The sequence below is a fragment of the Mycobacteroides immunogenum genome (assembly GCF_001605725.1).
Taxonomy (GTDB): Bacteria; Actinomycetota; Actinomycetes; order Mycobacteriales; family Mycobacteriaceae; genus Mycobacterium; species Mycobacterium immunogenum.
On the sequence record NZ_CP011530.1, the window covers coordinates 4,973,441 to 4,998,644 of the forward strand.

The window sequence follows — 25,204 nt, forward strand, 5'->3', positions numbered from 1 at the left end:
TTATTTGTGCTGCCCACACTCCTGCGGGCAGCCCTCAGTGTTGCTTGGCTTTCACACCGTTTCCAGGCTCTGCCGCCGCCTTTTCGGCCTTGGGCGACTTTTGCGGGACGGCCTGTACCGCTACCGCTTTCGGGGCCACAATCGGGTGCGAGATCATCTCGATGGCCTTATCGGTGTACACGCGATAGCCGAAGTCCGGTTGGTAGCCATGGATTTCCGGGGTATCCAACGTTCTGATGAAGCTCAAGATCTCCCGGCTGAATACCTGCCCAGGCACCAGTACAGGGAATCCGGGCGGATACGGCGTGACGAAGGTCGCCGACACCACATCGCCGCCGGCATCGAGCTTTTCCATGATCTCCGCATCGCTCAGATACTCGCAATTGGTGTCGGTGTACGAGAGGTAAAAGGCCTTGCGCACGTCGCCTTCGGGGGTCTGTACCGAACCGCCGTGATCCAGAAACGCCGGGTGGAATCCGCTGAAGTTGGGCATGGCGGCACTCTTGGCGGTCAACCGGTGGACCCGTTGCTCGAACCGGGCCCGCTCCTCGATCCCCATCTCCCCGATCCGCTCGTCAAGTTCGCGCGCGATCTTGACCAGCACCTCCACCAGGAAGGCCACCGAACTGCGGGTGGTGCCGATGTTCGTCATGAACAGCACGGTGTTTCGCGAGGTCTTGTTGATCTGCACCCCGTGCCGGTCCATCAGTTGGTCGCGCTTGAATTCGTCGCCGTCGTAACCGGTATGCCCGATCGCCAGCGTGATGCGCGACGGGTCCAACACGAATTCGTCGGCAGCCCAGGCTGATTCCATGTTCTTGAGGCCTGAACGCAGTGGTTGTTCAATGTGCGACGGCCGGTAGTCGCCGGGAATCAGGTCGGAGGTGCGCAGACAGGACATGTACTTGCTCAGCAGCGGGTGGTTGTCGATGGCGTCGCGCAGCTGCATGGCGTTCTCAATCTGCCTCTGCACCAACTCGACTCCCTCCAGCGCCACCTGGCGCCGCCCCAGGTCCAACGAGGCCAGAATCTGATAGTTCGGCGACGTCGAGGTGTGCGCCATGTACGCCTCGTGGAATGCCTCGGAGACTTTCTGATCGAAGTCCTGGTCGTACACATGGATCATCGACCCTTGCCGCAGCGAGGTCAGCGTCTTGTGAGTGGACTGAGTCGCGTACACCCGCACCCTGGCCTTGGCCGGGTCCGCCATGAGCCGCCGGTTCAGCAGATCCTCATCGGTGGGCGGCGTGGCGATCTCGGCCTTGAGGTATTCCTCGTATCGCTTGCCGTAGTCCTTGTCCTGCAAGTGCTCTCGAAGTTTGCGTGCCGATGCCATCGCGGTGCGGTTCCGGTATACGGGGTGGAATCGGGCGAATGCGAACCACGCCTCGTCCCATAGGAACACCAGATCCGGCTTGATGGCCAGGCATTCCTCCATCACCCGCTGTACGTCGTAGACGATGCCGTCGAAGGTGCAGTTCGTCAGGGAGATCATCTTGACCCGCTCAAGCTTGCCGGCCCGCTTGAGCGCCAACAATTTTGACTTGATCTCGCGCAGCGGCACCGCGCCATACATCGAGTAGTCGACGAGCGGATAGGCCTCAAGATAGATCACATTAGCGCCGGCCATCATCATCCCGTAGTGATGCGACTGGTGGCAGTTGCGGTCCAGCAGCACGATATCCCCGGGTGCCACCAAGGATTGCGTGACAATCTTGTTGGCGGTCGAAGTGCCGTTGGTGACGAAGAAGCTGTGCCGGGAGCCATAGGCCTCCGCCGCCAGCTGCTGCGCCTCGCGCAGCGGACCGGTCGGTTCCAGCAGCGAATCCAGTCCACCGCAGGTCGCCGACGTCTCGGCCATGAAGACATCCAGCCCGTAAAAGCTGACCATGTCTTTGATCCAGTGCGAGTTGACGATTGACTTGCCCTGCGAGATGGGTAGGGCATGGAAGACACCGGTGGGCCGGTGGCTGTACTGCTTGAGCGCGCTGAAGAACGGTGTGCGATAGCGCGCGGCCACGCCGTGCAGGATCGACAGGTGCAGTTCCAGTACACCCTCACGGGCATGGAACACCCGGCGGAAGTACAGGCCCACGCGGCCTGCAATGTCCTCGACCTCGATCTCGGTCATCAGGTAGAGGTCCATCTCGGGCCGTAGATCGGCCAGTGAGGTGGCCAGAATCTGGGCACGCTCGTCGGGTGACTGGTGATCGGCCAGCTCACCGGAGATGTGGGTGTCGACGAACTCCGACAGGGACGACAGGTCGCGGGCTGAGCGGTGCGAGAACCGGCGTCGTACCACGGCAGCCTGCAGGTTGACGTTGAGCCGGGCAGCGATCAGCGCCTCATCCCCGCTGGAGACCACCACCAGCTCGTACACGAACTCGTCGTCCGGACGGCGCCAGCTGCGTACCTCATTACGCAGCGCGCGTTCCTGCGCCTCGGTGAGTGAGGCGACCACGAGAACCTCGAAGTACAGCTGGTCCCGCTTGCCGACGGGCTGCTGCTCCAGCGTGCGGGGATCCACGGGGAACATGTCGGTGTCGTCCAGTCCGGCGTGGTCGACATCCCCGGTCCGATATGACTCGGCGGTCAGCGCCCGGTTGATCCGGGAAACAGCCTGCGCAAACTTGTCATAGGCGCCATTACTGAACAGCCGGTGCACCTTCGCGAATTGCAGTGATCCCGGATATGCCCAATACGGTTCCAGGGGTGTCAGCTTATCCAGCAGGTCTTTGCAGATGGCCGCGTATTGCTCCTTGAGCGCACCGGTGGTGGTGGTCCGGGTCAGCCGGTCGGCGGCTTCCTCAAGACGGCACCAGGAGTCTCCACGGAGCTGCCATACGCTGTTGTACGCGCGTGAATTGTCATTCATCGCCGCCCCTTTCGTAGGGCACAAGCCTTGCAGCGCACGGCGAACCCTCTGGTGATCAGCGGACGAATGCTGAGCGTCCATCTGGTGACGTCCGCCTTGTTGCCCTAGCATTAGCTGGGAGCTAGCAGCGTGGCTAGCACCGCGGGCGAAAGGGACCCCATGACAGCGGAGCTATCGGACGACGTCGAGCAGCCGCGGATCACTCCGCGCCCCGCCCCCACAGCAAGTCCACAGCTGCCGCGCCCCGGCGACCTGACCCTGCGGGAACGCGCGATGGTCGAGACCTCCGCTCTCACCGATATCGCGCTGCGCACCGTCGGCGCCTTGTCGGTCATGGGCGTCGTGGCGCCAAGCCTTATCGCGGACCGGGAATTTGTGGCTCGCGAACGCGACAACCTGGCCTTCTACGGCGAGCTGGCCGCGATGGGCGACGCGGATCTTTCCTTCCCGGCACCGGAAACCACCCCAGTGGTGTTCTCACGCCCCGCGAGTTCTCTGGCGCAGGCACTGGCCAAGGGCACCGTCGAGAACCTGGACTTCGAAAGTCCTTATCAGGCACGCAATCCCGCCTTCAAAGACTACTGGACGAGCTTCCCGCACAACAGCGTGGCACGGGCCCAGCACTGGCGTCACGACGACGGCCCTCGCCCCACGCTCTGCGTCATCCACGGGTTCTTCGGATCGCAGTATCTGTTGAATGGGGTGTTCTTCGCCCTGCCCTGGTTCTTCCGCAATGGCTACGACATCTTGTTGTATACCTTGCCTTTTCATGGTCGGCGGGCCGAGAAGTACTCGCCGTTCAGCGGGGCCGGATACTTCAGCCACGGATTCACCGGCTTCTCCGAGGCAATGTGCCAGGCCGTGCACGACTTCCGGATCTTCGTGAACTATCTGCGCGGCACCGGAGTGGAGAGGATCGGCCTGACGGGTCTGTCGTTAGGCGGTTACACCACCGGACTGATCTCCACCGTGGAGCACCGGATCGATGTCACCATTCCTAATGTTCCCGTCGTGGATGTGAAATCGCTACTACACAGCTGGGTTCCGGCCGAATCCACCATCAAGCTGGCCGCCCGGCTCGGGCATCTCGATCAATCTCAGCTGGACGGCGCATTGTCCTACTCGTCACCGCTGACCTATCAGCCAGTGGTGCCCAAGGAGCGCCGACTGATCATCACTGGACTGGGCGATCGGCTGGCGCCGCCTGAGCAAGCCGAGATGCTGTGGGAACACTGGGACCGCTGTGCATTGCACTGGTTCCCCGGAAATCACATCTTGCACGTGAATCAGGGCGACTACCTGCACCACATGACCGACTTCTTGGACCGGTACCTGCGCGACTAACCTTTGACCGCCGAGACCAGGCTGATCGAGTTGAACATGTACCACGCCGGCTGGCTCGGTTCAGGCAAGGTACGGCCCGAAAAATTCAGGTAGTCCAACAGCTCGGTACGTTCCGAATCCCAACCGTGACAACGGAACCAGGTGGCAGATTCGCTGCGCTGCTCGTTGTAGATCAGCGAGAAGAAGTCCGAATTCGCCTGATCGCCGCTCTCGTTGGCACCTGCCACCAGCATGGCGAACACCACGTCGGCATATGTCGTCATCTGCTCGATACCCACGAAACTACCCGGCGCCGCCAGCTGATCGATCGATTCGAAGAGGCGCTCCTGCGCATCCGCCGGCAGATAGATCAACAGCCCCTCAACAATCCAGGCCGACGGCTGTGACGGATCGAATCCCTTGTCCCGTAATGCTTTCCCCCAATCTTCACGCAGGTCCACAGAGATCTCCTCGCGGGCCGCCTTGGGCGCGGCCCCGTGCTCGTCCAGCACCTCACGCTTGAACTGGTGCACCAGCGGCTGATCCAACTCAAAAACAGTGGTATCGGCGGCCCAGTCCAGCCGGTACGCCCGCGAGTCCAGCCCGGAGGCCAGGATGACCACCTGCTTCACCCCAGCCTCGATCGCCCTGCCGAAGTACGTATCGAAGTAACGGGTGCGGGCGCCCTGGAAACTCACGAAATATTGCCCGAACTCCTCCGAGCGCAACGGATGCTCGGGCACACCGCCGGCCACCAACTCGGCCCACTCCCCACCCGCAGCGCGACAGAAGACCTCCGCGTACTGATCTTGCGCCAGGGGTGTGGGTTTCGTGGCCTCAAGCGCCCTGCTGGCCGCCACGAACAATGCGGTGGAGCCGACGCTTGTCTTGATGTCCCAGTTGTCCCGTTCGGTGCGCATGGTCGCGACAATACTCCGCGACTGTGACAAGTAGGTTGACATGCACTGGCGCCCGGATGGCGCGCCTAATACGCGCCGTCGCTGCGCGCCACCGCGCGGAAGGTGCGCCACAGGATCGACACATCGGACACCATGGACCAGTTCTCGACGTAGGACAGATCGAGGCGCACTGCCTCATCCCACGGCAGATCGGACCGCCCGCTGACCTGCCACAGACCGGTCATCCCGGGCTTGACCAAAAGCCGGCGCTTGATCACATCGGTGTATTCATCCACCTCGCGACGCAGCGGTGGCCGGGGGCCCACCAAGCTCATCTCGCCGCGCAGCACATTGAACAGCTGAGGCAGTTCATCCAGGCTGGTACGACGCAGGAATCTGCCCACCACGGTGACGCGCGGATCCTGGCGTATCTTGAAAAGCGGTCCCGCCCCGTCATTTTGGTCCATCAGCGTGGACACCATCTGATCTGCGCCCACCACCATGGAGCGGAACTTGATCATGCGGAAGGGCCGGGATCGCACGCCGATACGTTCGGCCGAGTAGAACACCGGCCCGCGCGTCTCCAGCTTCACCGCCAGGGCGCACGCCAACAGGACGGGGCTGAATCCGAGGATGAGCAGCAGGGCGCCGATCCGGTCGAACAGCACCTTGTGCAGCCGGGACGCACCCTCGTACTGAGGTTCTGCCAGGTGGATAAGCGGCATCGACCCGGCGGGACGCACCCGAACTCGCGGCTGGTCGACATCGAACACCCCGGGCGAGACCAGCAGGTCGACCCCGATCTCACTGAGATGCCACGCCAGTTCCCGCATCTTCTCGGGGCCGAGTTGTTCGGTGGCGGTGACCGCCACGGTGTCTGCGCCCGCCTCCAGTACTGCGGCGACGATCCGGTCCTCGGAGCCCAGGATCGGAATGACACGGTCAACCACCTCGATGTTTCGGCCGGGCTCGCCCACATATCCGGGAACACAGACACCGACAACCCGATACCCCAGCGCCGTGTCGCGCCCAAATGCCTCGGCCAGATTCAGCGCCGCGGTGTCACCACCGAGCACCACCACCGTGAAGATCTGCTTGCCGCGGGCGCGCTGCCTGTTGAGCCATAGCCGGCTGAACCTCCTGTTGAGCAACAGAAACACGATGCCGAGGATGAGCGACATTCCCAGCGCGAAGCGCGAAACGTTGAACTTGAACAGCACGCTCACGATCGCGAAGAGGCCGAACATGTGGAATGTCGCACGCAGCACCCGCTGGTATTCCTCGCCGCCGCTGCCCATCAGGTGCGGGTCACGGCTGCGATAGACACCCAGTAGCAGCGCCCAATAGCCGAAGAACCCGACTCTGATCCACAGCTCGGCCGGCGTCATCGGGTTGGTGGCATTGCGCAGTTCGATCCAGGCCCAACCGGCGGCGGCCACGACGGCGCTATCGGTGATCAGGAGCCAACGACCGTAAACATCGCCCCAGTGCGTGGCGCGGCGCATGGCCGAAGCCTGTTTCGCCGCCGCCTGCGCTCGGCGTGATCGACGAATACTGCCGACGCGGCCCCTGAGCCGAGTAGGTGTTGAGGAGCCCTCATCCACCGCGACCACGACACGTCCTCCATCACCAACAGCATCAGCAAACATGCAGAACAGCTCGTGTCACGGAGTGACGGGATGCGGAAGACTCCGCGCAACCCGGCTATGACAACCATCGCGTGAACGCCTCGGCACGGTCGCGAGACCAAAGATGTAACGCTCGTTACCCAGTTTCGTTCGAAACGGAATCTATCGAGAGAATTGCCATCCGGCAACACGAGGACTCAAGTCGCCCGCAATTGTGACCGGCCTCACGAAGGCGCGCTCAAAATGTACAGATTGTTCTTAACTCGGCGCCGACAGGGATACAGTAGATCGGCTTTGAGCTGGGCAAAGAATAAACTTTGTCATGTCACAGAAAGTTCATCGAGTACAAAGTTAGCTCACTACATGTGTCGTAACTCGACGTATCAGCAATGCGGACGGCAGCCCACGGCGGCATGCGCGCAACATCCGGACAACCCGGTGGCATCGCACTACAAACGGTCGCCAGGCCATCACGCGGCCCCATCGTCGCCCGCCGGCTTTTGCTCACAACTGAAAGATGATTTCAACAAATCTGCCCACAATCGCGTTCCGCATGGTCAACGACGCACTGTGGCCCACGCCACACCGCTAACTGGATACGATTGTTAGCCAAATAGCGTTCATACGAGCGGGCGTCCGGTGCGGATGCGCCAGTCGAGGTCGAACATCAACGCGTTGAAGGGGAAGCGCCGCAGCCCATTGGGCAGCATCCGGGTCATCAGACCCAGCGCGGCAAGAAGCCGTCTGAACATTCGCTCGCGGGCCGGGCTCCACGGGAAGCCCATCTCGTCCCGGAACCGCTGCGGCAAGAACCCGGTGGTGATGAAACGCGAGAACGCGCCCACGGGAGGGCGAATGAACTTGGGGACCGCGATGGACGCCGACGCGATGCGATACAGATACGGGCGTACGTGATCATCGATGTGCACCAGCTCCATGGACTGCGCCCAGTACTCCTCGAACTCCGCGCAGGACTTGGGCCACATCGCCAGCGGCATCTGCAAGGTTGTCCCCATGACGGCGCCTTCCTGTAGGCACCGCTCAGCCATCTCACCGGTCAGCGGCCCGACGAATGCCTCGTACACATCGACAAAACCCTTGTAGAGGCAGATCGCCACCCACTTCTGCAGCTCCGGATCAAAGGCGTTGTACTGCACCTTGTCGCCCGGCTTCGAATGCACCTGGGCGTGCGCACGATTGGTCGCCTTGCGGAAGGCCGCCTTTTGTTCGGGGGTACCCAGTGTCGCGACCGACAGAAACGTGAAAGTTGTCCGCGCACGCTTGATGGGGTGCAGATCGGCACGCCCGCTCTCGACCTTGCTGTCGACGACGCCGTACCCCACCCCGGGCCGCGCCAGCTGCATGATGATGTTGGCCGGCCCGCCCAGCAGCGCCAGGCCCATGAAGTTGTCCGCCACGGTGGGCTGGCGCCGCCAGGACCACCACGGCGAGAGCTGTGCCGCGGGCGGCACCGGCTCGTTCCGGCGGCTTCGCGTGCCCGGCCCCCCATCGCCTGCGAGCCGCACTTCGGCTGCCGATACCTGTTCGATAGTCACCATTGACCCCTCAATATCTGCGAACGCTTGTTCTCAAATATCGTCCTCGCCGCCTCACCTGTCAAGATGGGGTGGTGTCGTCATCGCGGGTATATGGGGGCGTTGAGGCTCCCGACCGCCAGGCCGAGCGCCGCAACCGGTTGCTGGACGCGGGCCTGGACCTGATCACCTCCGGTCCCGCACCGACGCTGACGGTCCGCGGGGTGTGCAAGCAGGCGGGCGTGGTCGCCCGGTACTTCTATGAGAACTTCGCCGACCTCGACCAACTCAGCGCGGAGGTGTTCGACAGGGCCATCGGCCACATCGCCTCGACAACCCAGCAGATCGTGGACGCCGCACCGCTACCCGAGAAGACCGCTGCCGGCATCGCCAACCTCGTGCACATCATCGAAGCAGACCCGCGAATCGGAACACTGATGTTCGGCAACAATCCCGCCAACTCGGTGATCGCCGAGCGCCGCTACGCCGCATGGGATCTATTCGCGGCCCTGTCCGGGCAGCACATGAACAAGACCTACCAGGCCACCAATGACGAAACCCTGCGGGCAGCTTCTTATTTCACCGTTGGCGGCGTCGGACACACGCTGGCCGCCTGGGTCTCCGGCCAGCTCAAGCTCACCAACACCGAACTGGTCCGGGTACTCACCGAACTGCTGGAACCGGTCAGGCGGTAGCGACTTCGCGAGGAGTGCGCTCTGCCGCCGTCTTCGGCGCCACACTCACATCCGCAGCCGTGAATTCCTTGGTCCAACAGGCAAATTCAAGAGTGATGCCGTCGGGGTCCAGGAAATAGAACGAGCGCACGTACACGCCCGGGTGCAGCTCCTTGGAGACCTGGAACTCACTCTCGTCGTGGTTCAGGATGGGCCCCACCCGAACGCCCTTGGCCTTGAGCTTGACGCGATACTCGTCGAACTTCTCGGCGGGCACGTGCAGCGAGATGTGATTCATGGAGCTGACGGCGCTGACGATGTCCCCGATTCCCGGAATCGCGGCAGGAGCCGATATCCCCGGAACACCGTCCGGCGCGTCCTTGAACCAGAAGAACGCCAAGCTGTCGCCGCCGCCGGCGTCGAAAAAGAAGTGCTGCCCCTGCCCCATCGGCAGATCGAGCGACTTGATGAGCGGCATACCCAGCACGTTGGAGTAGAAGTCCACGGTGCGGGCCATATCCGAACACACAAGCGCCACATGGTTGAAACCGCCGAACTCGAACTCGGAGTTGGGGTTGTTCGGTTTGATCATCGTCATGGGGAGCCTCCTTGATCCGACCGCATGACTACCTTGCGCTGTACGCTAATCTGAATCTAACATCAGATTCAGAAACGGGTCAATACCGTTCGACAACATGAGCACGAGCATGCGGGAGGCGACCGTGGTCCAACCCACCGTGCGAGGCCGGCAAACACAGGCCGCCATCGACGAGGCCGCCCGAACTGTGATCGCGCGCAAGGGAATCCTGGCCACCACTGTCGCCGATATCGCGACCGAGGCCGGCCGTTCGACGGCCTCCTTCTACAACTACTACGACTCCAAAGAAGCGATGGTCGCCCAGTGGGCCATGCGGTTTCGCACCGAGGCGCAAGAGCGCGTTTCCTCCCTGATGGCAGAATCGCCGCCGCCGAAGAACAAACAGCGTGCACGCGATATCGCGACGGCACATTGGCTCACCTGGCGCCACCAGCTGGCCGAGATGATCAGCGTCTCTCAAATGGCCATGATCAACGCGGAGTTCGCCGAGTTCTGGAACCAGATATGTTCCGAACCAATCGATTTCCTTACCACCACTATCAAACGTGCGCAGCGCGACGGGTTCAGCCCGGGCAACGATCCACACCTCATGGCCACCGCGATTGTGTCGATGATGAATCAATTCGCCTACAACCAGCTCAGCCAGGGCAACGCCGCCAACGTCGATGACGCCGCCTGCATAGATACCTTGGCCGGAATCTGTTACCGCGCAATCTATTCCAAGGAGGTATGCTGAATGCCCACCGAAGTGACCGTCGAACGCGAGTTCATCGGACTCCCCTCGCCCACCGCGGGACGAGGCGGCGCCGGCGGGCATCCATGCCAGGGCCTCTATCACCGGGCGGCAGGCACCCAACCCAAGATCGCCTTTATCGCCACCCACTATCAGATCGACTTCTCCGAGCATTACATCGCCGAGTATCTGGCCCGGCACGGGTACGGATTCTTGGGCTGGAATACCCGCTTCCGGGGGTTCGAAAACCAGTTTCTGCTGGATCATGCCCTCGTCGACATCGGCGTGGGCGTGCGGTGGCTGCAGGAACAGGCAGGAGTGGAAACCGTGCTGCTGCTGGGCAATTCCGGTGGGGGTTCACTCATGGCGGCCTATCAGTCTCAGGCGGCCGCCCCCAAGGTGACGCCACTGGAGGGTATGCGGCCGGCGCAGGGATTGGACAGCCTGCCCACCGCCGCGGGCTATGTCGCGACCGCCGCGCATCTGGGCCGTCCCGACGTGCTCACTGACTGGATGGACGCCTCGGTGCTCGAGGAAAGCGATCCCGCCTCTACCGACCCCGCCCTCGATCTGTTCAATGAGGCCAACGGCCCGGCTTACTCCCCCGAGTTCGTCGCCGCATACCGAGAGGGCCAGGCCGCGCGCAATCACCGGATCACCGCCTGGGCGCTCGAGGAGCTCGCGCGCGTGCGCGCGGCCGGGTTCAGCGACCGCGCCTTCACCGTGCACCGCACCTGGGCCGACCCCCGGATGGTCGATCCCACCTTGGAGCCCACCAAGCGTCCCGCCAACATGTGCTATGCGGGAGTGCCGGTGAAGGCCAACCGCTCTACCTTCGGAATCGGTTGTGCCACCACGCTGAAGAACTGGATCGGCATGTGGAGCCTGTCGCACGCACAGACGCGCGCCGAGCCACATCTGGCCGATGTCACGGTCCCAGCACTGGTCATCAACGCCGACGGCGACACGGGAGTCTTCCCGTCGGATGCGCGGCGCATCTACGACGCGCTGGGCACGACGGACAAGCAACAGGCATCCATCGACGCCGACCACTACTTCCAGAACCCTGGGGCCCGACAGGAGCAGGCCGATACCATTGCCGAGTGGGCAAGCACACGGTGGTGAGATGAGCGGCCAGCCCGGCGATCATCGACTCAGGGTCCTCGCACACTTCCCGGCCGGTCCGCGAACCCTCGAACAGATTGCACCGCACGCCGATTGGATCGATGTTCACTTCTGCGCCGAGGATGACGACGCCACCTTCTACTCCGAGCTTCCTCATGCCGAGGTGCTCTGGCATGTGCTGCGCCCGCTCTCGGCCGACGACATCGCCAGGGGTGAACGGCTGCGGTTGATCCACAAGTTCGGCGCCGGGGTGAACACCATCGCACTGGACGCGGCCGCCGGGCGGGGGATCGCTGTCGCCAACATGCCAGGCGCCAATGCCCCGTCTGTCGCCGAGGGCGCGCTGCTGCTGATGCTCGCGGCGCTGCGACAGCTGCCGCGGCTGGATCGGGAAACTCGTGCCGGCACCGGCTGGCCCACCGATCAGTCTCTCGGCGATACGGTTCGCGATATCGGCTCGTGCACAGTCGGATTGGTGGGATACGGCAACATCGCGAAGACGCTCGAACGCATCCTGCTGGCGATGGGTGCCACCGTGTTGCACACCAGCACCCGCGACGACGGCACCGACGGCTGGCGCAGCCTGGATGAACTGCTGACATGCAGCGATATCGTCTCGCTGCATCTACCGCTCACCGAGGCCAGCACCGGCATGCTCGACGCCTCGGCATTGGCGCGGATGAAGCCCGGATCGGTCCTGATCAACACCTCACGCGGGGCGGTGATCGACGAGCCGGCACTGGTCCAGGCGCTGCGGCACGGCCCGCTGGCTGCCGCCGGTCTTGATGTCTTTGCCCACGAGCCGGTTTCATCGGACAATCCACTGCTGACATTGCCAAACGTGGTGCTCACACCGCATGTCACCTGGTTCACCGCGGACACCATGACGCGCTATCTGGACCACGCGATCGACAACTGCCGGCGTATACATGAGGGGTCACCGCTAGCTGACCGCGTGCGCTAAGCTAGCGCCCGAAGATTTACACTAGGCAGAATTCGTAAATATTCGCACAACGAATACCACAATGGCGTGGGAGGACGAATGAGAACAGCCGTACAGCTCGCGGGCAAGGTCGTCGCCGTAACCGGTGGAGCACGTGGAATCGGTCGCGCCATCGCCACGGCGTTCGCCGCCGAAGGCGCCAGCGTCGCGATCGGCGATATCGACAAGAAGCTGTGTGAGAACACCGCCGCCGAGATCGGGAACAGCACCATCGGCCTTCCGCTCGATGTCACCGATCACGGCAGCTTCGAGGCCTTTTTCGACACCATCGCGGCCACCCTCGGCCCGGTAGACGTGATCGTCAACAACGCGGGCATCATGCCGATCACCCCGTTCGGCGACGAGTCCCTGGAATCCATCCAGCGCCAGCTCGATATCAATGTGCGCGGCGTCATGTGGGGCAGTCAGCTGGCCATCAAACGGATGAAACCCCGCGGCGGCGGCGCCATCGTCAACATCGCCTCGGCGGCGGGTAAGGCGGGTTTCCCGGGACTTGCCACCTACTGCGCCACCAAGCATGCCGTGGTGGGCCTCAGCGAGAGCTTGAGCCTGGAATACGAAACCTCCGGAATCTCGGTGGTGTGCGTGATGCCGGGCATGGTCAACACCGAACTGATCTCCGGCCTTGATACCCACTGGCTGCTGAAAACCGTTGAACCAGAAGATATTGCCAATGCGGTCGTCAACGCGGTACGCAAGGGCACCTTCCCGGTCTTCGTTCCCAAGATGTTCGGCGGAATGTATCGGACCATGTCGGTGCTGCCCCGCAGTACCGGCAAGTTCTTGACCCGCAAGCTCGGCATCCAGGACTTCATGCTCAACGCGCACGGATCCGATGCCCGCAAGGCCTACGAAGACCGCGCCAGCCACAGCGAGCCCAGCGCCGAATAGTAAGGAAGCGACAAGATGCCGATCGCCATCAACAGTGAGCATGTAGCACTTGCGGATTCGGCGCATGCGTTCGTCGAGCGCGTTGTGCCCAGCGAGCTGCTTCACGAAACCCTCGAGACTCCGCTGCCCTGGCCGCCACCGTTCTGGAAGGGTGCCGCAGATCAGGGCCTGACCTCCGTGCACCTCGCTGAATCCGTGGGTGGACAAGGTTTTGGCGCATTGGAGCTTGCCATTGTGGTGGCCGAGTTCGGGCGTGGGGCCGTGCCCGGCCCGTTTGTCCCCTCGGTGATCGCGAGCGCGCTCATCAGCGCACACGACCCCGATCATCCACTGCTGAACGACCTTGCCTCCGGTGCGTCCATCGCCACCTTCTCGTCTTCTTCGTCCTTCACCGCAACGCTTTCCGGTGACGGGCTGACCGTGGATGGTCAAGCGCGTTCGGTGCTGTCGGCAGCATCGGCGAGCTACGTGGTGGCGCCGGTCTCCGTCGGTTCAGACCGGGTATGGGTGGTGCTGAGCGCCGATGACGTCACCCTGGACCCACAACAGAGTGTGGACCGGCTGCGCCCGGTCGCCCATGTCACGGCGGCTGCCGCGCAGGTTCCTGCCGATCGTGTGTTGAGCAACCTCGCTGACGCCCGCGCGGCGGCCATCATCTCTACGGTCGTATCCGCCGAGGCCGTCGGCGTCGCACGCTGGGCCACCGACGCGGCATCCGAATATGCCAAGGTGCGTGAGCAATTCGGCCGTCCCATCGGGCAGTTCCAGGCCATCAAGCACAAGTGCGCAACCATGGCCGCGGTCACCGAGCGTGCCACCGCAGCCGTGTGGGACGCCGCGCGCGCACTCGACGAAGCCGATGAGCATGCGGGCGTTGTGGAGTTCGCGGCCTCCGTGGCCGCGACATTGGCCCCTGCCGCGGCTCAGCAGTGCACACAGGATTGCATCCAGGTACACGGCGGTATCGGCTACACCTGGGAACACGATGCACATATCTACTACCGGCGGGCATTGGGTCTCATCGCCGCCCTGGGCCGTTACGGCAGCGCACCGGCCACCGTGGTGCGTACCGCCGTCGAACACGGTCTGCGCAAGGTGGATATCGATCTGGCACCGGAAACCGAGGCCCTGCGCGCCGAGATCCGCGCCGAGGTGACCGCTCTCAAAGAGATCCCGTCCGGAAAACGCAACGCCGCCATCGCCGAGGGCGGATGGGTGCTGCCCTACCTGCCCACGCCGTGGGGCCGCGCCGCGTCCCCCATCGAGCAGGTGATCATCTCCCAGGAATTCCTCACCGGCAGGGTTCGCCGGCCCCAGCTCGGCATCGCGACCTGGCTGGTGCCGTCCATCGTCGCGTACGGCACCGAGGAGCAGAAGCAGCGGTTCCTGCCACCCACATTCCGTGGCGAAATGATGTGGTGCCAGCTGTTTTCCGAACCCGGTGCGGGGTCGGACCTGGCGGGACTGTCCACCAAGGCGGTCAAGGTGGACGGCGGCTGGCGCCTCACCGGCCAGAAGATCTGGACCTCGGTGGCACAGTTCGCCGATTGGGGTGCCTGCCTGGCCAGGACGGATCCCAGCGCGCCGAAACACAATGGCATCACCTATTTCCTCGTCGATATGAAGAGTGAGGGCGTCACGGTGCGCCCGTTGCGCGAGATGACCGGCGGCGCGCTGTTCAACGAGGTCTTCATCGACGACGTATTCGTACCCGACGAGCTGGTGGTCGGCGAGGTCAATCGCGGCTGGGAGGTGAGCCGCAATACGTTGACGGCGGAACGTGTTTCGATCGGCAGCTCCGATCTTCCGTTCCTGGCCAGCCTGGACGACTTGGTGGCATTCGTCGGCAACAACGAGCTCGGCGAAGTCGCCCGCGATCAGGCCGGTCAGCTCATCGCCGAGGGGCACGGGGTGAAGCTGCTGAATCTACGCTCGACCCTGCTGACTCTGGCCGGTGGTGACCCGATGCCGTCCGCCGCGGTGTCCAAGCTTTTGGGCATGCGCACCGGACAGGGCTACGCCGAGTTCGTGGTGAATCATTTCGGGCAAGATGGCGCCATCGGCGATTCCGAACAGGAGCAGGGCCGCTGGGCGGACTATCTTTTAGCTAGCCGCGCCACCACCATTTACGGCGGCACCTCCGAAGTGCAGCTGAACATCATTGCCGAGCGACTGTTAGGACTGCCGCGTGACCCGTAATACCGCTACCGAGACTGCGTGGCGCCAGCACGAGGATTTCTTCACCGCCGGGGACGGCACCCGTATCGGATTCTCCGACACCCGGAACCGCGCGGCACCCACCACGGTGCTGTTCCTGCACGGCTGGACGCAGAACCGTGAGGCCTGGGACGACGTGGCCGGTCCGCTCCACAAACACAATCCCGAGCTGCGCATCGTCGCACTCGATCACCGCGGGCACGGCAAGTCAGATCCGGCGCCGGGCGGCTCGGTGAATGTTCGTCAACTGGCCACGGACGCTGCCGACTTCATCAACGCCGAGATCCCCACCGGGCAGATCGTGATCGTCGGTCACTCGATGGGCGGCATGACCATGATGGGCCTCGGCGAGTACCACCAGGACCTGGTGGCTCAGCGGATTTCTGGCGCGGTCTTCGTGGCCACCTCCGCCGGGCGGCTGCTGCACCGGCTACGCGTGGTGCCGCCGGTGTTCTCCGTTGTCAAGGCGGTGGTCCTGGGTGTCGTGGCGCAGGGTTGGTTCCTCCAGCAGGGCTACCTCATGCGGCCCATCATCTCCACGCTGGTGTTTGGGCGTGATCCCCGGCCGTACGACGTGAGCCGAGTGTGGGACCAGATTCGCTCGGGCACTCCGCGCAGCTACAAGGACGCCGCCGAGAGCATGGTGCTCCATGAGGATCTGACCGAGGGCTTGAGCGCCTATCGCGGTATGCCCTCCGCGGTACTGGCGGGAGCACGCGACTTCCTCACCCCGGCAGGCGATTCCCGCATCATCGCCGCGGCGCTGCAGACCAATGAACTGCGCACGTACCCAGGCTCGGGCCACATGCTGCCCAACGAGCGCGCCGGCGAGGTCATCAACGAGATCGTGACGGTGCTGGACGCGCTGGCCCAACAGCCCGCCACCCCGGCGGCCCGGGAATCGACGGGCTAGCTGTACCGGTTCTGCAGTCGCCGCAGGGTGGCCTCAACGCCCTCGGCATTGGCCTTGATGAAGCCCGGCAACTTGTAGTTCAGCAGGAGTTGGACCGGTCCGGCATTGCGGAAGTCGAATGTTTCGGTGACCCGGGTACTGGTCGGCGACAGCGCCACGAACTCCCAGCGCCACCGGTGACCCATTGGATGGCGCCACTCGATGACTTTGTCGGGGTCGAACTCGGTGACTGTGCTGGTGATGCGGTACGGGAGCCCGAACATCCGCATCCCGGTGGAGAAACGTGAGCCCACCGCGAGATGTTCAGGCGTACGGATGTTCTGGCCAACCGTGCCCGAACCGTCCAGCTCATGGTGACGCCGCGGGTCCGCGACAATGGCGAACAGTTCCGTTGCCGGGGCAGACACTTCGACTGCGCGGCTGACCTGCTGGGGCCCTGCGTCTACTGCTGATACCGACATACATCCACTCCCATCGTTTGGCGAAGAGTCTTACAGTCGTTCCACCTTGACGATCACGCCCCGGGCCGCGCGGAGCCGGCTCAGCAGCGGGTCGCCCATCGCGGCCGCGGGCGTCAAAACCCCCAGCCGGTCCGGTAATTCACCGCGGTCGAGGGCCAGTGTCAAACCGCTCTCCCCGAGCAGCACCGCAGTGGCCTTGTAGCCGGGGTCGCCTTCCTGGGCGATGATCGCGCGATACCGCACACCCTGTGTTGTGGTGGTATACGTCTCGACCCGGTAGTGACCACGTTCGCGAGTACGCTCGCTGGGCCCGGTCCCGGGCTTCGGGAGTAGGCGCTGGGCAATGAATTTCGGCATCGGGATGCGGGTACCCAGTCCGAAGCCGACCGCCAGTGCACCGGTCACCGCGGCCGCGGCGACAGGCGCCACCACCGAGCTACCCAAGCTCATCGCTTCGCGATACCGCATCCGGGAACCGTAGGCCCAATCGAGTAACGCGTTGCTACGCCGCACGATTCGGGTGTTGACGGGACCCATGAAGAACGCTCCCAGCCAGGTGCCTGCCAGCTCAGGCGCCACGGATTCGCCGCGTAGCGTTTGGAATTCACGCTGCCGCCCTACCTCCGGTTCGGCCGGGCGATCCGGGCTCAGGGAGTAGGGGTCCTGAGAGTTGCGGCGCACCTCAGGGTCTTCAGCACTGGCCTCCATCACCTCGACCATAGAAGCGGCGGTGCCGCCGCTGACCCCGCCACGGAACTTGCTCAACACATAGGTCGTATCGAGCAGCTCGCCGGTGCCGTCCTGCTGCGCCTGTCGGTACAGCGCGTACACACTCAGATCTGATGGGATGGAATCGAATCCGCAACAGTGGACGATGCGGGCTCCGGTGTCGGCGGCCTGCTTGCCATAGACGTCGATGCTCTCCCTGACGAAGTTGACCTCGCCGGTCAGGTCCGCGTAGTCGGTGCCTGCCTCGGCGCAGGCGGCCACCAGTGGCAATCCGTATTTCGTGTAGGGCCCCACCGTGGTCAGCACCACCTGCGTGGACGCCGCCATGGCCGCCAGCGTGGCAGGCCGTGTGGTGTCGGCTTCGATCAAAGGCCAGTCACGTGCCGCCGGGCCACAGGCATCACGCACAGCGGCAAGCTTTTCGGTATTGCGGCCGGCCAGCGCGATCCGCGCACCGGTGTCCGCCACCCGCCCGGCCAGGTATTGCGCCGTCAGCTTCCCGACGTAACCCGTCGCCCCGTACAGCACGATGTCGTGTTCACGGGACACGTCCTACACCTCCAGCTCACGTAGCTGACGCTTGAGAATCTTTCCAGATGGATTGCGCGGCAAGATATCCAGGAAGATCACATCGCGCGGCACCTTGTACCTGGCCAAGTTCTCGCGCACATAGGCGCGGATACCGTCGGCGTCCACCGTCGACTCGGGGTGACGGACCACGAATGCCCGCAGCCGCGCTCCCCACTCGGGGTCGTCAACGCCCAGCGCGGTGGCCTCGATGACCTCGGGATGTCCGCTGATCAAGTCTTCAACCTCGGCGGGGAATACATTCTCGCCGCCCGAGACGATCATCTCGTCGTCGCGGCCGGAGACGTAGAGCAACCCGTGCTCGTCGAAGTAGCCGACGTCGCCGCTGGACATGAGGCCGTCGATGATCTGCTTGTGCCCACCGCCGGTGTATCCGTCGAACGGGATGGCATTGCTGACGAAGATGCGCCCGACCGTGCCCTGTGAGACCGGCTTTCCTTCGTCATCAAGGATTTTCACGGTCGCACCCTTGACCACGGGGCCTACGGTGGACGGGTTGATGGCCAGGTCCTGCGGCCGCGCGATGGTGGCGAAGGCGACCTCGGTGGATCCGTACAGGTTGTAGATCACCGGCCCCAGCGCGTCCAGTGCCCGGGAGGCAAGTTCGCCACCCAGCTGCGATCCGGACACGAAAACGATACGCAGCGAGGACAAGTCGGGCTTGTGCTGTGCCTCATCAAGGGCATTGAGAAGGCGGTTGAGCATCACCGGTACCACCACGATGGCCGTCACCTTGAACTTCTCGACATCGGCCAGAACGTTCTCGGGCTTGAACTTGCGGTGCAGAATCAGCGTGCAGCCCAGCGTCAGCGCCAGGCTCTGGTGCAGATAGCCCAGCGCGTGGAACATCGGGGCAGGTACCGACGTCACCTCCCCCGAGCGGAACGGCACATGCGAGAACATGCCGCCGACCGGCGCCAGGGTCAGCGCCAACTTCCTCGGAGCCCCCTTCGGGGTACCCGTCGTGCCGCTGGTGAGGATCACCAACGACGAGTACTTCGACGGGCGCGGCGCCGGCGAGGTGCTGTTGCGCTTGATCACCGAGGCGATGGATTCGTCGTCGGAGGCCGGTTGATCCGGATTCTCCGGGTTGGTCGGCAAGGCCATGATCCGGCCCAGCTCGGGGCTGTAGCCGTCCAGGAATTCGGCGTACTCGGCGTCGTAGATCAGGACACGGGCGCCTTCGCGCTCGGCGACCTCCTTGGTCTGCGGACCCGAGAAGTCGGTGTTGAGCAGGATCACGCGGGCGCCGGCGCGGTGGGCGGCGTAGTTGGCGATGATGAACCAGCGGTGGTTGCGCGCCAGGATCGCGACTCCGTCGCCGCCCTTGATGCCGAGCCGATTCAGACCGTGCGCCAGTGCGTTCACCGCGTCGTTCAGTTCGGCGTAGGTCAGCGAGCCCTCATCGTCGATGATGGCGGTGCGCGACGGGCTGCGGTGCGCACCGAACGCGGGTACCGCGCCGATCTCTCCGAACCGATAGAAGTCCCTGACGATGCCCGCCAGCACGTTCGGCGGGTCCAATTTCAGCATCCCCGCCTCAATGACCTTGCGGAGATAATGCAGCTCAGCGCCACCGCGCTTCGCAAGAGTCTGGAGCTTCGAGAAGAGCGGCCGTTCGGCGGTGATCGACATGATCGACAGCCTATGTGACCTCCCTCTCAGCGGCACATCCAACCGGTCGGTCGGGGGCCTGTCACCAAGTACGCCCAGGAAAGTCGGTCTACAGCCCTACGATGACGCCATGGCAGACCTTGTGCTGCAGGTCGCGGGGCGCGAGGTCACCATCACGCACCCCAGCAAAGTGGTCTTTCCCCCGGGTGACGACACAGTGGGCATTACCAAGGGCGATCTGGTCCGCTACTACCTCGATGTCGCCGATGGGGCGCTGCGCGGGGTCCGTGATCGGCCGATGATCCTCAAACGGTTCGTCAAGGGCATCTCCAACGAGGCGGTGTTCCAGAAGCGAGTGCCTGAGAAGCGACCAGACTGGGTCGCATCCGCCGAACTGCACTATGCGCGCGGCACCTCCGCCCGGGAAGCTGTTGTCACCGACGCGGCATCGCTGGCCTGGGTGGTCAACCTGGGCTGTGTTGACCTCAATCCCCATCCCGTGCGCGCACATGACCTAGACCATCCCGACGAACTGCGCATCGATCTTGATCCGGTCCCCGGGGTGCCGTGGGGCCAGATCCTGGACGTCGCGTTTGTTGTTCGCGGAGTGCTGGAGGATCACGGGCTGACCGCCTGGCCGAAGACCTCCGGTTCGCGCGGCTTCCACATCTATGCGCCGGTCGCCCCGCGGTGGACCTTCCGGGAGCTTCGGTTGGCCGCCGAGACGGTGGCCCGCGAGGTGGAGCGCCGCGCCCCGGACCTCGCGACCAGCCGCTGGTGGAAGGAGGAACGCCACGGCGTGTTCGTCGACTTCAACCAGAACGCGAAGGACCGCACGGTGGCGTCGGCCTACTCCGTGCGGGCGACGCCGGATGCCCGGGTGTCGACGCCGTTGCACTGGGATGAGGTCGCCGGGTGCCGCCCCGAGTCATTCACCCTGCATACGGTGCGGGAACGCTTCGCGGACGTCGGTGATCCATGGCGGGGCATGGACGATGCCACCGGGGCACTGGATCAACTACTGGAGTTGGCCGCCGAGCTAGGGCCCGCGGAGAAGGCGCCCAAGGGCGCCTCTCGAGACGGACGCCGCCAGTCAACGATGCCCCTCATCGAAATCGCCAGGACGAAGACCAAGCCAGAAGCCCAAGCCGCACTTGACGTCTGGCGAGAAAGCCACTCGAGCGTGGCTGAACTCCTTGAGCCACAGGATATTCTGATCGACGGCATGCGTGGGCCGAGCTCCGTTTGGTATCGGGTGCGTATCAACCTGGTGCATGTCCCCGAGGCGCAGCGGCCCGCGCAGGAAGAGTTGATCGCGGACTATTCCCCCTGGGGCTAGGCCTCGCGCGCGGGCAGGGCAGCCACCGAGGCCGCCCCCATTACCACCGCTGACAATGCCACGGCGGCACCGAGGGCCGAAGTGGTCCTGCTGAGCTCTCCCCTGCGCCCGGCCGCAACCAGCACCGCGGCATCAACCGCATCGGTGAGTACGTTCAGTTTCAAGAAGGTTCCTGGGGAGGTGAATACACCCAGGCGTGACAAACCCAGAGCCAGCAGCGCGTTGCGGATGCCGAACATACGGCCCATCGGAATGGCCGGCGTCCCAGCCGCCTCCATCCGAAAGACACGGGCGAATACGTTTGGCGTGAGGAGACTGCCCGAGGCAATAAGCGAGCGCCCCGCGATCAAGAGTTTCAAGGGCAGCGGGTACTCCGCGAATCGTAGCGTCATCGAATCCTCCTCATTGAGTCCTGCCGATAAGACGCTGCCGTACAAGACAATCAACCCATCAAGCAGAAGTATACCGATTGGTATACTAGGTCGAAGTTAGCAGCCCCGCAAGATCTGTCGGGTATCGCTACCAGCGGTGTTCCCGGCCCCGCTCGCGGTACCAGTCAATAAGGTCCGGATTGTCGATCGACCGCGGATCCAGTGACACGTCGGCACGCCCGGCCAACACCCCACAGATGGGGACCTCAAGCTTCTTACCAGTCCGGGTGTGCGGAATCCCGGGCGCCTCGATCACCTCATCGGGAACATGACGGGGCGATAGACGGGCGCGGATCTCCCGCGCGATGCGGGCCCCCAGATCCTCATCGAAAGTGTGCCCCGGCGCCATGGTGACGAACAGCGGCATCCAGTACGCACCGTCTGGGCCATCGACACCGAGCACGAATCCCTCGGCGATCTGCTCCATCGATTCGACGACCTCGTAGATGTCCGCCGAGCCCATCCGGATTCCGTTGCGATTCAACGTGGCATCGCTGCGCCCGTGGATCACCAGCGATCCCCGTTCGGTGACGGTCACCCAGTCGCCGTGCCGCCAGACTCCTGGTGCGCGGCCATCGGACCATTCGTGCTCGAAATAGGCGGCCCGATAACGCGATCCGTCGGAATCGTCCCAGAATCGGACAGGCATGCACGGCATCGGCTGCAGGATCACCATTTCGCCCACCTCCCCGATGAGCGACCGGCGATCGGGCGACCAGCTGCGCAGGTCCACCCCCAGGTAGCGAGCAGGCAGTTCACCGGGGCGTGCGGGTACTCCCGGAGTACCGCCGGCGAAGGCCGTGCAGACGTCGGTGCCTCCCGACAGGGACGATACCGCGACTCCGACATACCTTCCTGCCCACTCGAACAGGTCGGAAGACAGCGGAGACCCGCTGCTGCCCAAGGTTTTCAGCGCGCGCAGGTCATGCCCGGACGACGGCTCCAAACCTGCCTTCTTACTCGCCTGCAGGTGCCCGGGACTGGTACCAAAGTAGGTGACCCGCTCGGCTGCCAGTAGCTCCCACAGTCGATCCGCATTGGGGTACAGCGGATGTCCGCTGTAACAGACCACCGTCGACCCCACGAGAAGCCCGGCCAGACGAAAATTCCACATCATCCACGACAGCGCCGTCTGCCAGAAGAACACGTCGCCCGGCCCCAGATCACAGTGCAGCCCCGCGCCCTTAAGATGCTCCAGCAGCATGCCACCGTGACCGTGCACGATCCCCTTGGGCTTCCCCGTGGTGCCGGAGCTGAACAGGACCCAGATCGGATGATCGAACGGCACCATTTCCACGACGGGATCCGCACTACCCGTGGGTAACTCAACGATAAGCGCAGGATCTCCGGGCAGCAGGCGGTGCAGTTCAGCGGTGTCCGCGCTCTTGTCGACCCAGCGGCCGTTGTATTGGTATCCGGGGCCGGAAACGAGCACCTTGGGCTTGAGCTGCGCCAGCCGCGCGGCGGCACCCTCGGGGGCGTAGTCCTGGCCACATCCCGCCCACACCGCGCCGACAGCTGCGGTGGCCAGGAAGGCCACCATCGCGTCGGGCACATCCGGTAGGTAGGCGGCCACACAGTCGCCACGCCCCACCCCGAGACGGCGCAACTCCCCAGCCACGGCGCCGATCCGGCCGGCCAGTTCCCGCCAGCCGATCTCGGTGCGCTCCCCCGCCTCGTCCACGCCGACGATCGCGACGCCATCGCGGTCCACATGGCGCAGTATCTGAGCCACGTAGTTGAGCTCAACGCCGGGAAACCATTGCGCCCCAGGCATCACCGCATTGGCCAGCACGCCCTCATCACCGTTGCGCAACCCCCGGCCGGGCACCTCGAAGAACTCCCACAGTGCACGCCAAAACTGAGGAACAGACTCAACCGACCAACGCCACACATCGTCGTAGCGGTCGCGTGGCACCGCATGCCGGTGCGACACATGCTCGACGAATCGTTCGTAGGTGCTACCGCCCATGCGTCCGGTCCGGCTCTCGTAATCCCAGAAGTTCCATGGCCTGCACCCGCATGTCGATCTTGCGCACCTTTCCTGTCACAGTCATCGGGAAGCTGTCGACGACATGCACATAACGTGGAATCTTGTAGTGGGCGAGCCGCCCCGAGGCGAAAGTGCGAACGGCAACAGCGTCGAGCACCACGCGGCCCGACCTCATCCGCACCCAGGCACACAACTCCTCGCCGTACTTCTCGTCGGGCACCCCAACAACATGGACGTCCTCGATGTCCGGATGGGTGAGCAGGAACTCCTCGATCTCCCGCGGATAGATGTTCTCGCCACCGCGTATCACCAAGTCCTTGATGCGCCCAACGATGGTGCAGTAGCCGTCTTCTCGCATCACCGCCAGGTCGCCGGTATGCATCCAGCCGTCGGTGCCGAGTACTTCGCGGGTGTGCTCCTCATCGTTCCAGTAGCCGAGCATCACCGAGTAGCCACGCGTACACAGCTCACCGGATTGACCGCGCGGCACCGTCTCTCCGGTATCGGGGTCGACGATCTTGATTTCGATATGTGGATGCACACGTCCCACAGTCGCGGTGCGCCGATCCAGATCGTCGTCGAAAAGCGTCTGGCAGGAGACCGGCGAGGTCTCCGTCATGCCGTACGCGATGGAGACTCCCGCCATGTGCATCTCGTCGATGCACCGTCTCATCACTTCCACGGGGCACACCGAACCCGCCATGATGCCCGTCCGCAGCGAGGATAGGTCGCGCCCCGCGAAATCGGGGTCCGCGAGCATAGCGATGAACATGGTCGGCACCCCGTACACCCCGACGCACCGCTCACGTTCAATGGCCTCGAGGGTGCGCGCGGGATCGAATCCCGGCGCCGGCATCACGATGGTGGCACCGTGTGTGGTGCATCCGAGATTGCCCATGACCATCCCGAAGCAGTGGTAGAAGGGCACCGGGATGCATAACCGATCGCCCGCTTCGAGGTGCAGGGACTCCGCCACAAAGTAGCCGTTGTTGAGCACGTTGCGGTGCGAGAGCGTCGCACCCTTCGGATAACCCGTTGTTCCCGAGGTGTATTGGATGTTGATGGGATCGGTGTTGGACAGCTGCGACATCCTCGCGCGCAGCGCGGCGCCGGAAACCTCTTCGGCTGATTCCAGTAAGCGCGCCCAGTCGGAGGTGCCGATGAACACAACATCCCGCAAGCCAGGAGCATCCGCACGCACCTGGCTCACCATTGTCACGTAATCGGACGACTTGTATACGGTGGCACAAATCAGCGTGCGAACACCCGACTGGTTTAGCGCATAGGCCAGCTCATGGGTCCGGTACGCCGGATTGATGTTGACAAGTATCGCACCGATCTTCGCCGTGGCGTACTGCACCAGTACCCATTCGGCGCAGTTCGGCGCCCAGATTCCCACCCGGTCGCCCGCCACAACACCCAACGACATGAGGCCGCGCGCAACGCGATTGATCTCGGCGTCGAGCTCGCGGTATGTCCATCGGCGCTCACCCGAGACATCGATCAGGGCGTCGACATCGGGGTGGGTCCGGGCTATCCGCTCGAAATTTTCCCCGATCGTCTCCTCGATGATCGGGGGCACCGTCGACCCGGAGTCATAGGACTTCATCGTCTCGTTTCACCACCTGCATTACT

Annotated in this window: 20 protein-coding genes; 9 read left to right on the forward strand and 11 right to left on the reverse strand. The window is 63.8% G+C overall.

Annotated features, from left to right (window positions below; translation table 11 throughout):
* Window positions 1-34 precede the first annotated feature (34 nt).
* On the reverse strand, window positions 35-2,875 hold the full coding sequence (locus ABG82_RS24615) for an aminotransferase class I/II-fold pyridoxal phosphate-dependent enzyme (protein WP_043076370.1): 2,841 nt from the start codon (window positions 2,873-2,875) through the stop codon (window positions 35-37).
* Window positions 2,876-3,034: 159 nt separating this feature from the next.
* Here ABG82_RS24615 and ABG82_RS24620 point away from each other — a divergent pair, with 159 nt between their 5' ends.
* On the forward strand, window positions 3,035-4,219 hold the full coding sequence (locus ABG82_RS24620; protein WP_043076369.1) for an alpha/beta hydrolase family protein: 1,185 nt from the start codon (window positions 3,035-3,037) through the stop codon (window positions 4,217-4,219).
* On the opposite strand, the gene ABG82_RS24625 is transcribed toward ABG82_RS24620, so the two are convergent.
* From ABG82_RS24625 to ABG82_RS24635, 3 genes are all read right to left on the reverse strand, one after another.
* Window positions 4,216-5,118, reverse strand: a complete 903-nt coding sequence (locus ABG82_RS24625) for a class I SAM-dependent methyltransferase (RefSeq protein WP_043076368.1) — start codon at window positions 5,116-5,118, stop codon at window positions 4,216-4,218. The genes ABG82_RS24620 and ABG82_RS24625 overlap by 4 nt on opposite strands.
* 65 nt (window positions 5,119-5,183) lie before the next feature.
* The gene (locus ABG82_RS24630) at window positions 5,184-6,602 is read right to left on the reverse strand and encodes a sugar transferase (protein WP_234707975.1); all 1,419 of its coding nucleotides are present in this window, start codon (window positions 6,600-6,602) and stop codon (window positions 5,184-5,186) included.
* A gap of 743 nt (window positions 6,603-7,345) precedes the next feature.
* The gene (locus ABG82_RS24635) at window positions 7,346-8,284 is read right to left on the reverse strand and encodes an oxygenase MpaB family protein (protein WP_043076367.1); all 939 of its coding nucleotides are present in this window, start codon (window positions 8,282-8,284) and stop codon (window positions 7,346-7,348) included.
* A gap of 68 nt (window positions 8,285-8,352) precedes the next feature.
* On the opposite strand from ABG82_RS24635, the gene ABG82_RS24640 reads away from it, so the two are divergent.
* Window positions 8,353-8,955 carry a TetR/AcrR family transcriptional regulator gene (locus ABG82_RS24640; protein WP_043076366.1) on the forward strand — a complete coding sequence of 201 codons (603 nt, stop codon included), beginning with the start codon at window positions 8,353-8,355 and terminating at the stop codon, window positions 8,953-8,955.
* Here the strand turns inward: ABG82_RS24640 and ABG82_RS24645 are convergent.
* Entirely contained in the window at window positions 8,945-9,526 is a 582-nt protein-coding gene (locus tag ABG82_RS24645; protein ID WP_043076412.1) for a VOC family protein, read from the reverse strand. The genes ABG82_RS24640 and ABG82_RS24645 overlap by 11 nt on opposite strands.
* A 130-nt stretch (window positions 9,527-9,656) precedes the next feature.
* Between ABG82_RS24645 and ABG82_RS24650 the strand changes: the two genes are divergently transcribed.
* From ABG82_RS24650 to ABG82_RS24675, 6 genes are all read left to right on the forward strand, one after another.
* Window positions 9,657-10,268 (forward strand): TetR/AcrR family transcriptional regulator, encoded by a 612-nt coding sequence (locus ABG82_RS24650; RefSeq protein WP_078343987.1) that lies wholly within the window; start codon window positions 9,657-9,659, stop codon window positions 10,266-10,268.
* A complete protein-coding gene (locus ABG82_RS24655) occupies window positions 10,269-11,390 on the forward strand; it encodes an alpha/beta hydrolase (protein ID WP_043076364.1) in 1,122 nt (373 codons plus the stop codon).
* A gap of 1 nt (window position 11,391) precedes the next feature.
* Window positions 11,392-12,354, forward strand: a complete 963-nt coding sequence (locus ABG82_RS24660; RefSeq protein WP_043076363.1) for a 2-hydroxyacid dehydrogenase — start codon at window positions 11,392-11,394, stop codon at window positions 12,352-12,354.
* Between the two features lie 78 nt (window positions 12,355-12,432).
* Window positions 12,433-13,284, forward strand: coding sequence for an SDR family oxidoreductase (locus ABG82_RS24665; protein WP_043076362.1), 852 nt, complete (start codon window positions 12,433-12,435; stop codon window positions 13,282-13,284).
* 15 nt (window positions 13,285-13,299) lie between these two features.
* A complete protein-coding gene (locus ABG82_RS24670; protein ID WP_043076361.1) occupies window positions 13,300-15,483 on the forward strand; it encodes an acyl-CoA dehydrogenase in 2,184 nt (727 codons plus the stop codon).
* The gene (locus tag ABG82_RS24675; RefSeq protein WP_043076360.1) at window positions 15,473-16,414 is read left to right on the forward strand and encodes an alpha/beta fold hydrolase; all 942 of its coding nucleotides are present in this window, start codon (window positions 15,473-15,475) and stop codon (window positions 16,412-16,414) included. Before ABG82_RS24670 ends, ABG82_RS24675 begins: the two co-directional genes overlap by 11 nt.
* Here the strand turns inward: ABG82_RS24675 and ABG82_RS24680 are convergent.
* The 3 genes from ABG82_RS24680 to fadD2 are packed head-to-tail and all read right to left on the reverse strand — an operon-like array spanning window position 16,411 to window position 19,827.
* Complete coding sequence (locus tag ABG82_RS24680; RefSeq protein ID WP_043076359.1) at window positions 16,411-16,875, reverse strand: SRPBCC family protein; 465 nt, start codon at window positions 16,873-16,875, stop codon at window positions 16,411-16,413. The genes ABG82_RS24675 and ABG82_RS24680 overlap by 4 nt on opposite strands.
* A gap of 30 nt (window positions 16,876-16,905) precedes the next feature.
* The gene (locus ABG82_RS24685) at window positions 16,906-18,153 is read right to left on the reverse strand and encodes a saccharopine dehydrogenase family protein (RefSeq protein ID WP_043076358.1); all 1,248 of its coding nucleotides are present in this window, start codon (window positions 18,151-18,153) and stop codon (window positions 16,906-16,908) included.
* A 3-nt stretch (window positions 18,154-18,156) separates the two neighbouring features.
* Window positions 18,157-19,827 carry a long-chain-fatty-acid--CoA ligase FadD2 gene (gene fadD2 / locus ABG82_RS24690; protein WP_043076357.1) on the reverse strand — a complete coding sequence of 557 codons (1,671 nt, stop codon included), beginning with the start codon at window positions 19,825-19,827 and terminating at the stop codon, window positions 18,157-18,159.
* Between the two features lie 121 nt (window positions 19,828-19,948).
* Here fadD2 and ABG82_RS24695 point away from each other — a divergent pair, with 121 nt between their 5' ends.
* Window positions 19,949-21,145, forward strand: a complete 1,197-nt coding sequence (locus ABG82_RS24695) for a DNA polymerase domain-containing protein (RefSeq protein ID WP_043076411.1) — start codon at window positions 19,949-19,951, stop codon at window positions 21,143-21,145.
* On the opposite strand, the gene ABG82_RS24700 is transcribed toward ABG82_RS24695, so the two are convergent.
* The 3 genes from ABG82_RS24700 to ABG82_RS24710 all read right to left on the reverse strand — a co-directional run bounded on the left by ABG82_RS24700 (window position 21,142) and on the right by ABG82_RS24710 (window position 25,178).
* Window positions 21,142-21,537, reverse strand: coding sequence for a hypothetical protein (locus ABG82_RS24700; protein ID WP_043076356.1), 396 nt, complete (start codon window positions 21,535-21,537; stop codon window positions 21,142-21,144). The genes ABG82_RS24695 and ABG82_RS24700 overlap by 4 nt on opposite strands.
* Before the next feature lie 127 nt (window positions 21,538-21,664).
* Complete coding sequence (locus ABG82_RS24705; RefSeq protein WP_043076355.1) at window positions 21,665-23,548, reverse strand: AMP-binding protein; 1,884 nt, start codon at window positions 23,546-23,548, stop codon at window positions 21,665-21,667.
* A complete protein-coding gene (locus ABG82_RS24710; protein ID WP_043076354.1) occupies window positions 23,538-25,178 on the reverse strand; it encodes an AMP-binding protein in 1,641 nt (546 codons plus the stop codon). The genes ABG82_RS24705 and ABG82_RS24710 overlap by 11 nt, the downstream gene beginning before the upstream one ends.
* Between the last annotated feature and the right edge of the window lie 26 nt (window positions 25,179-25,204).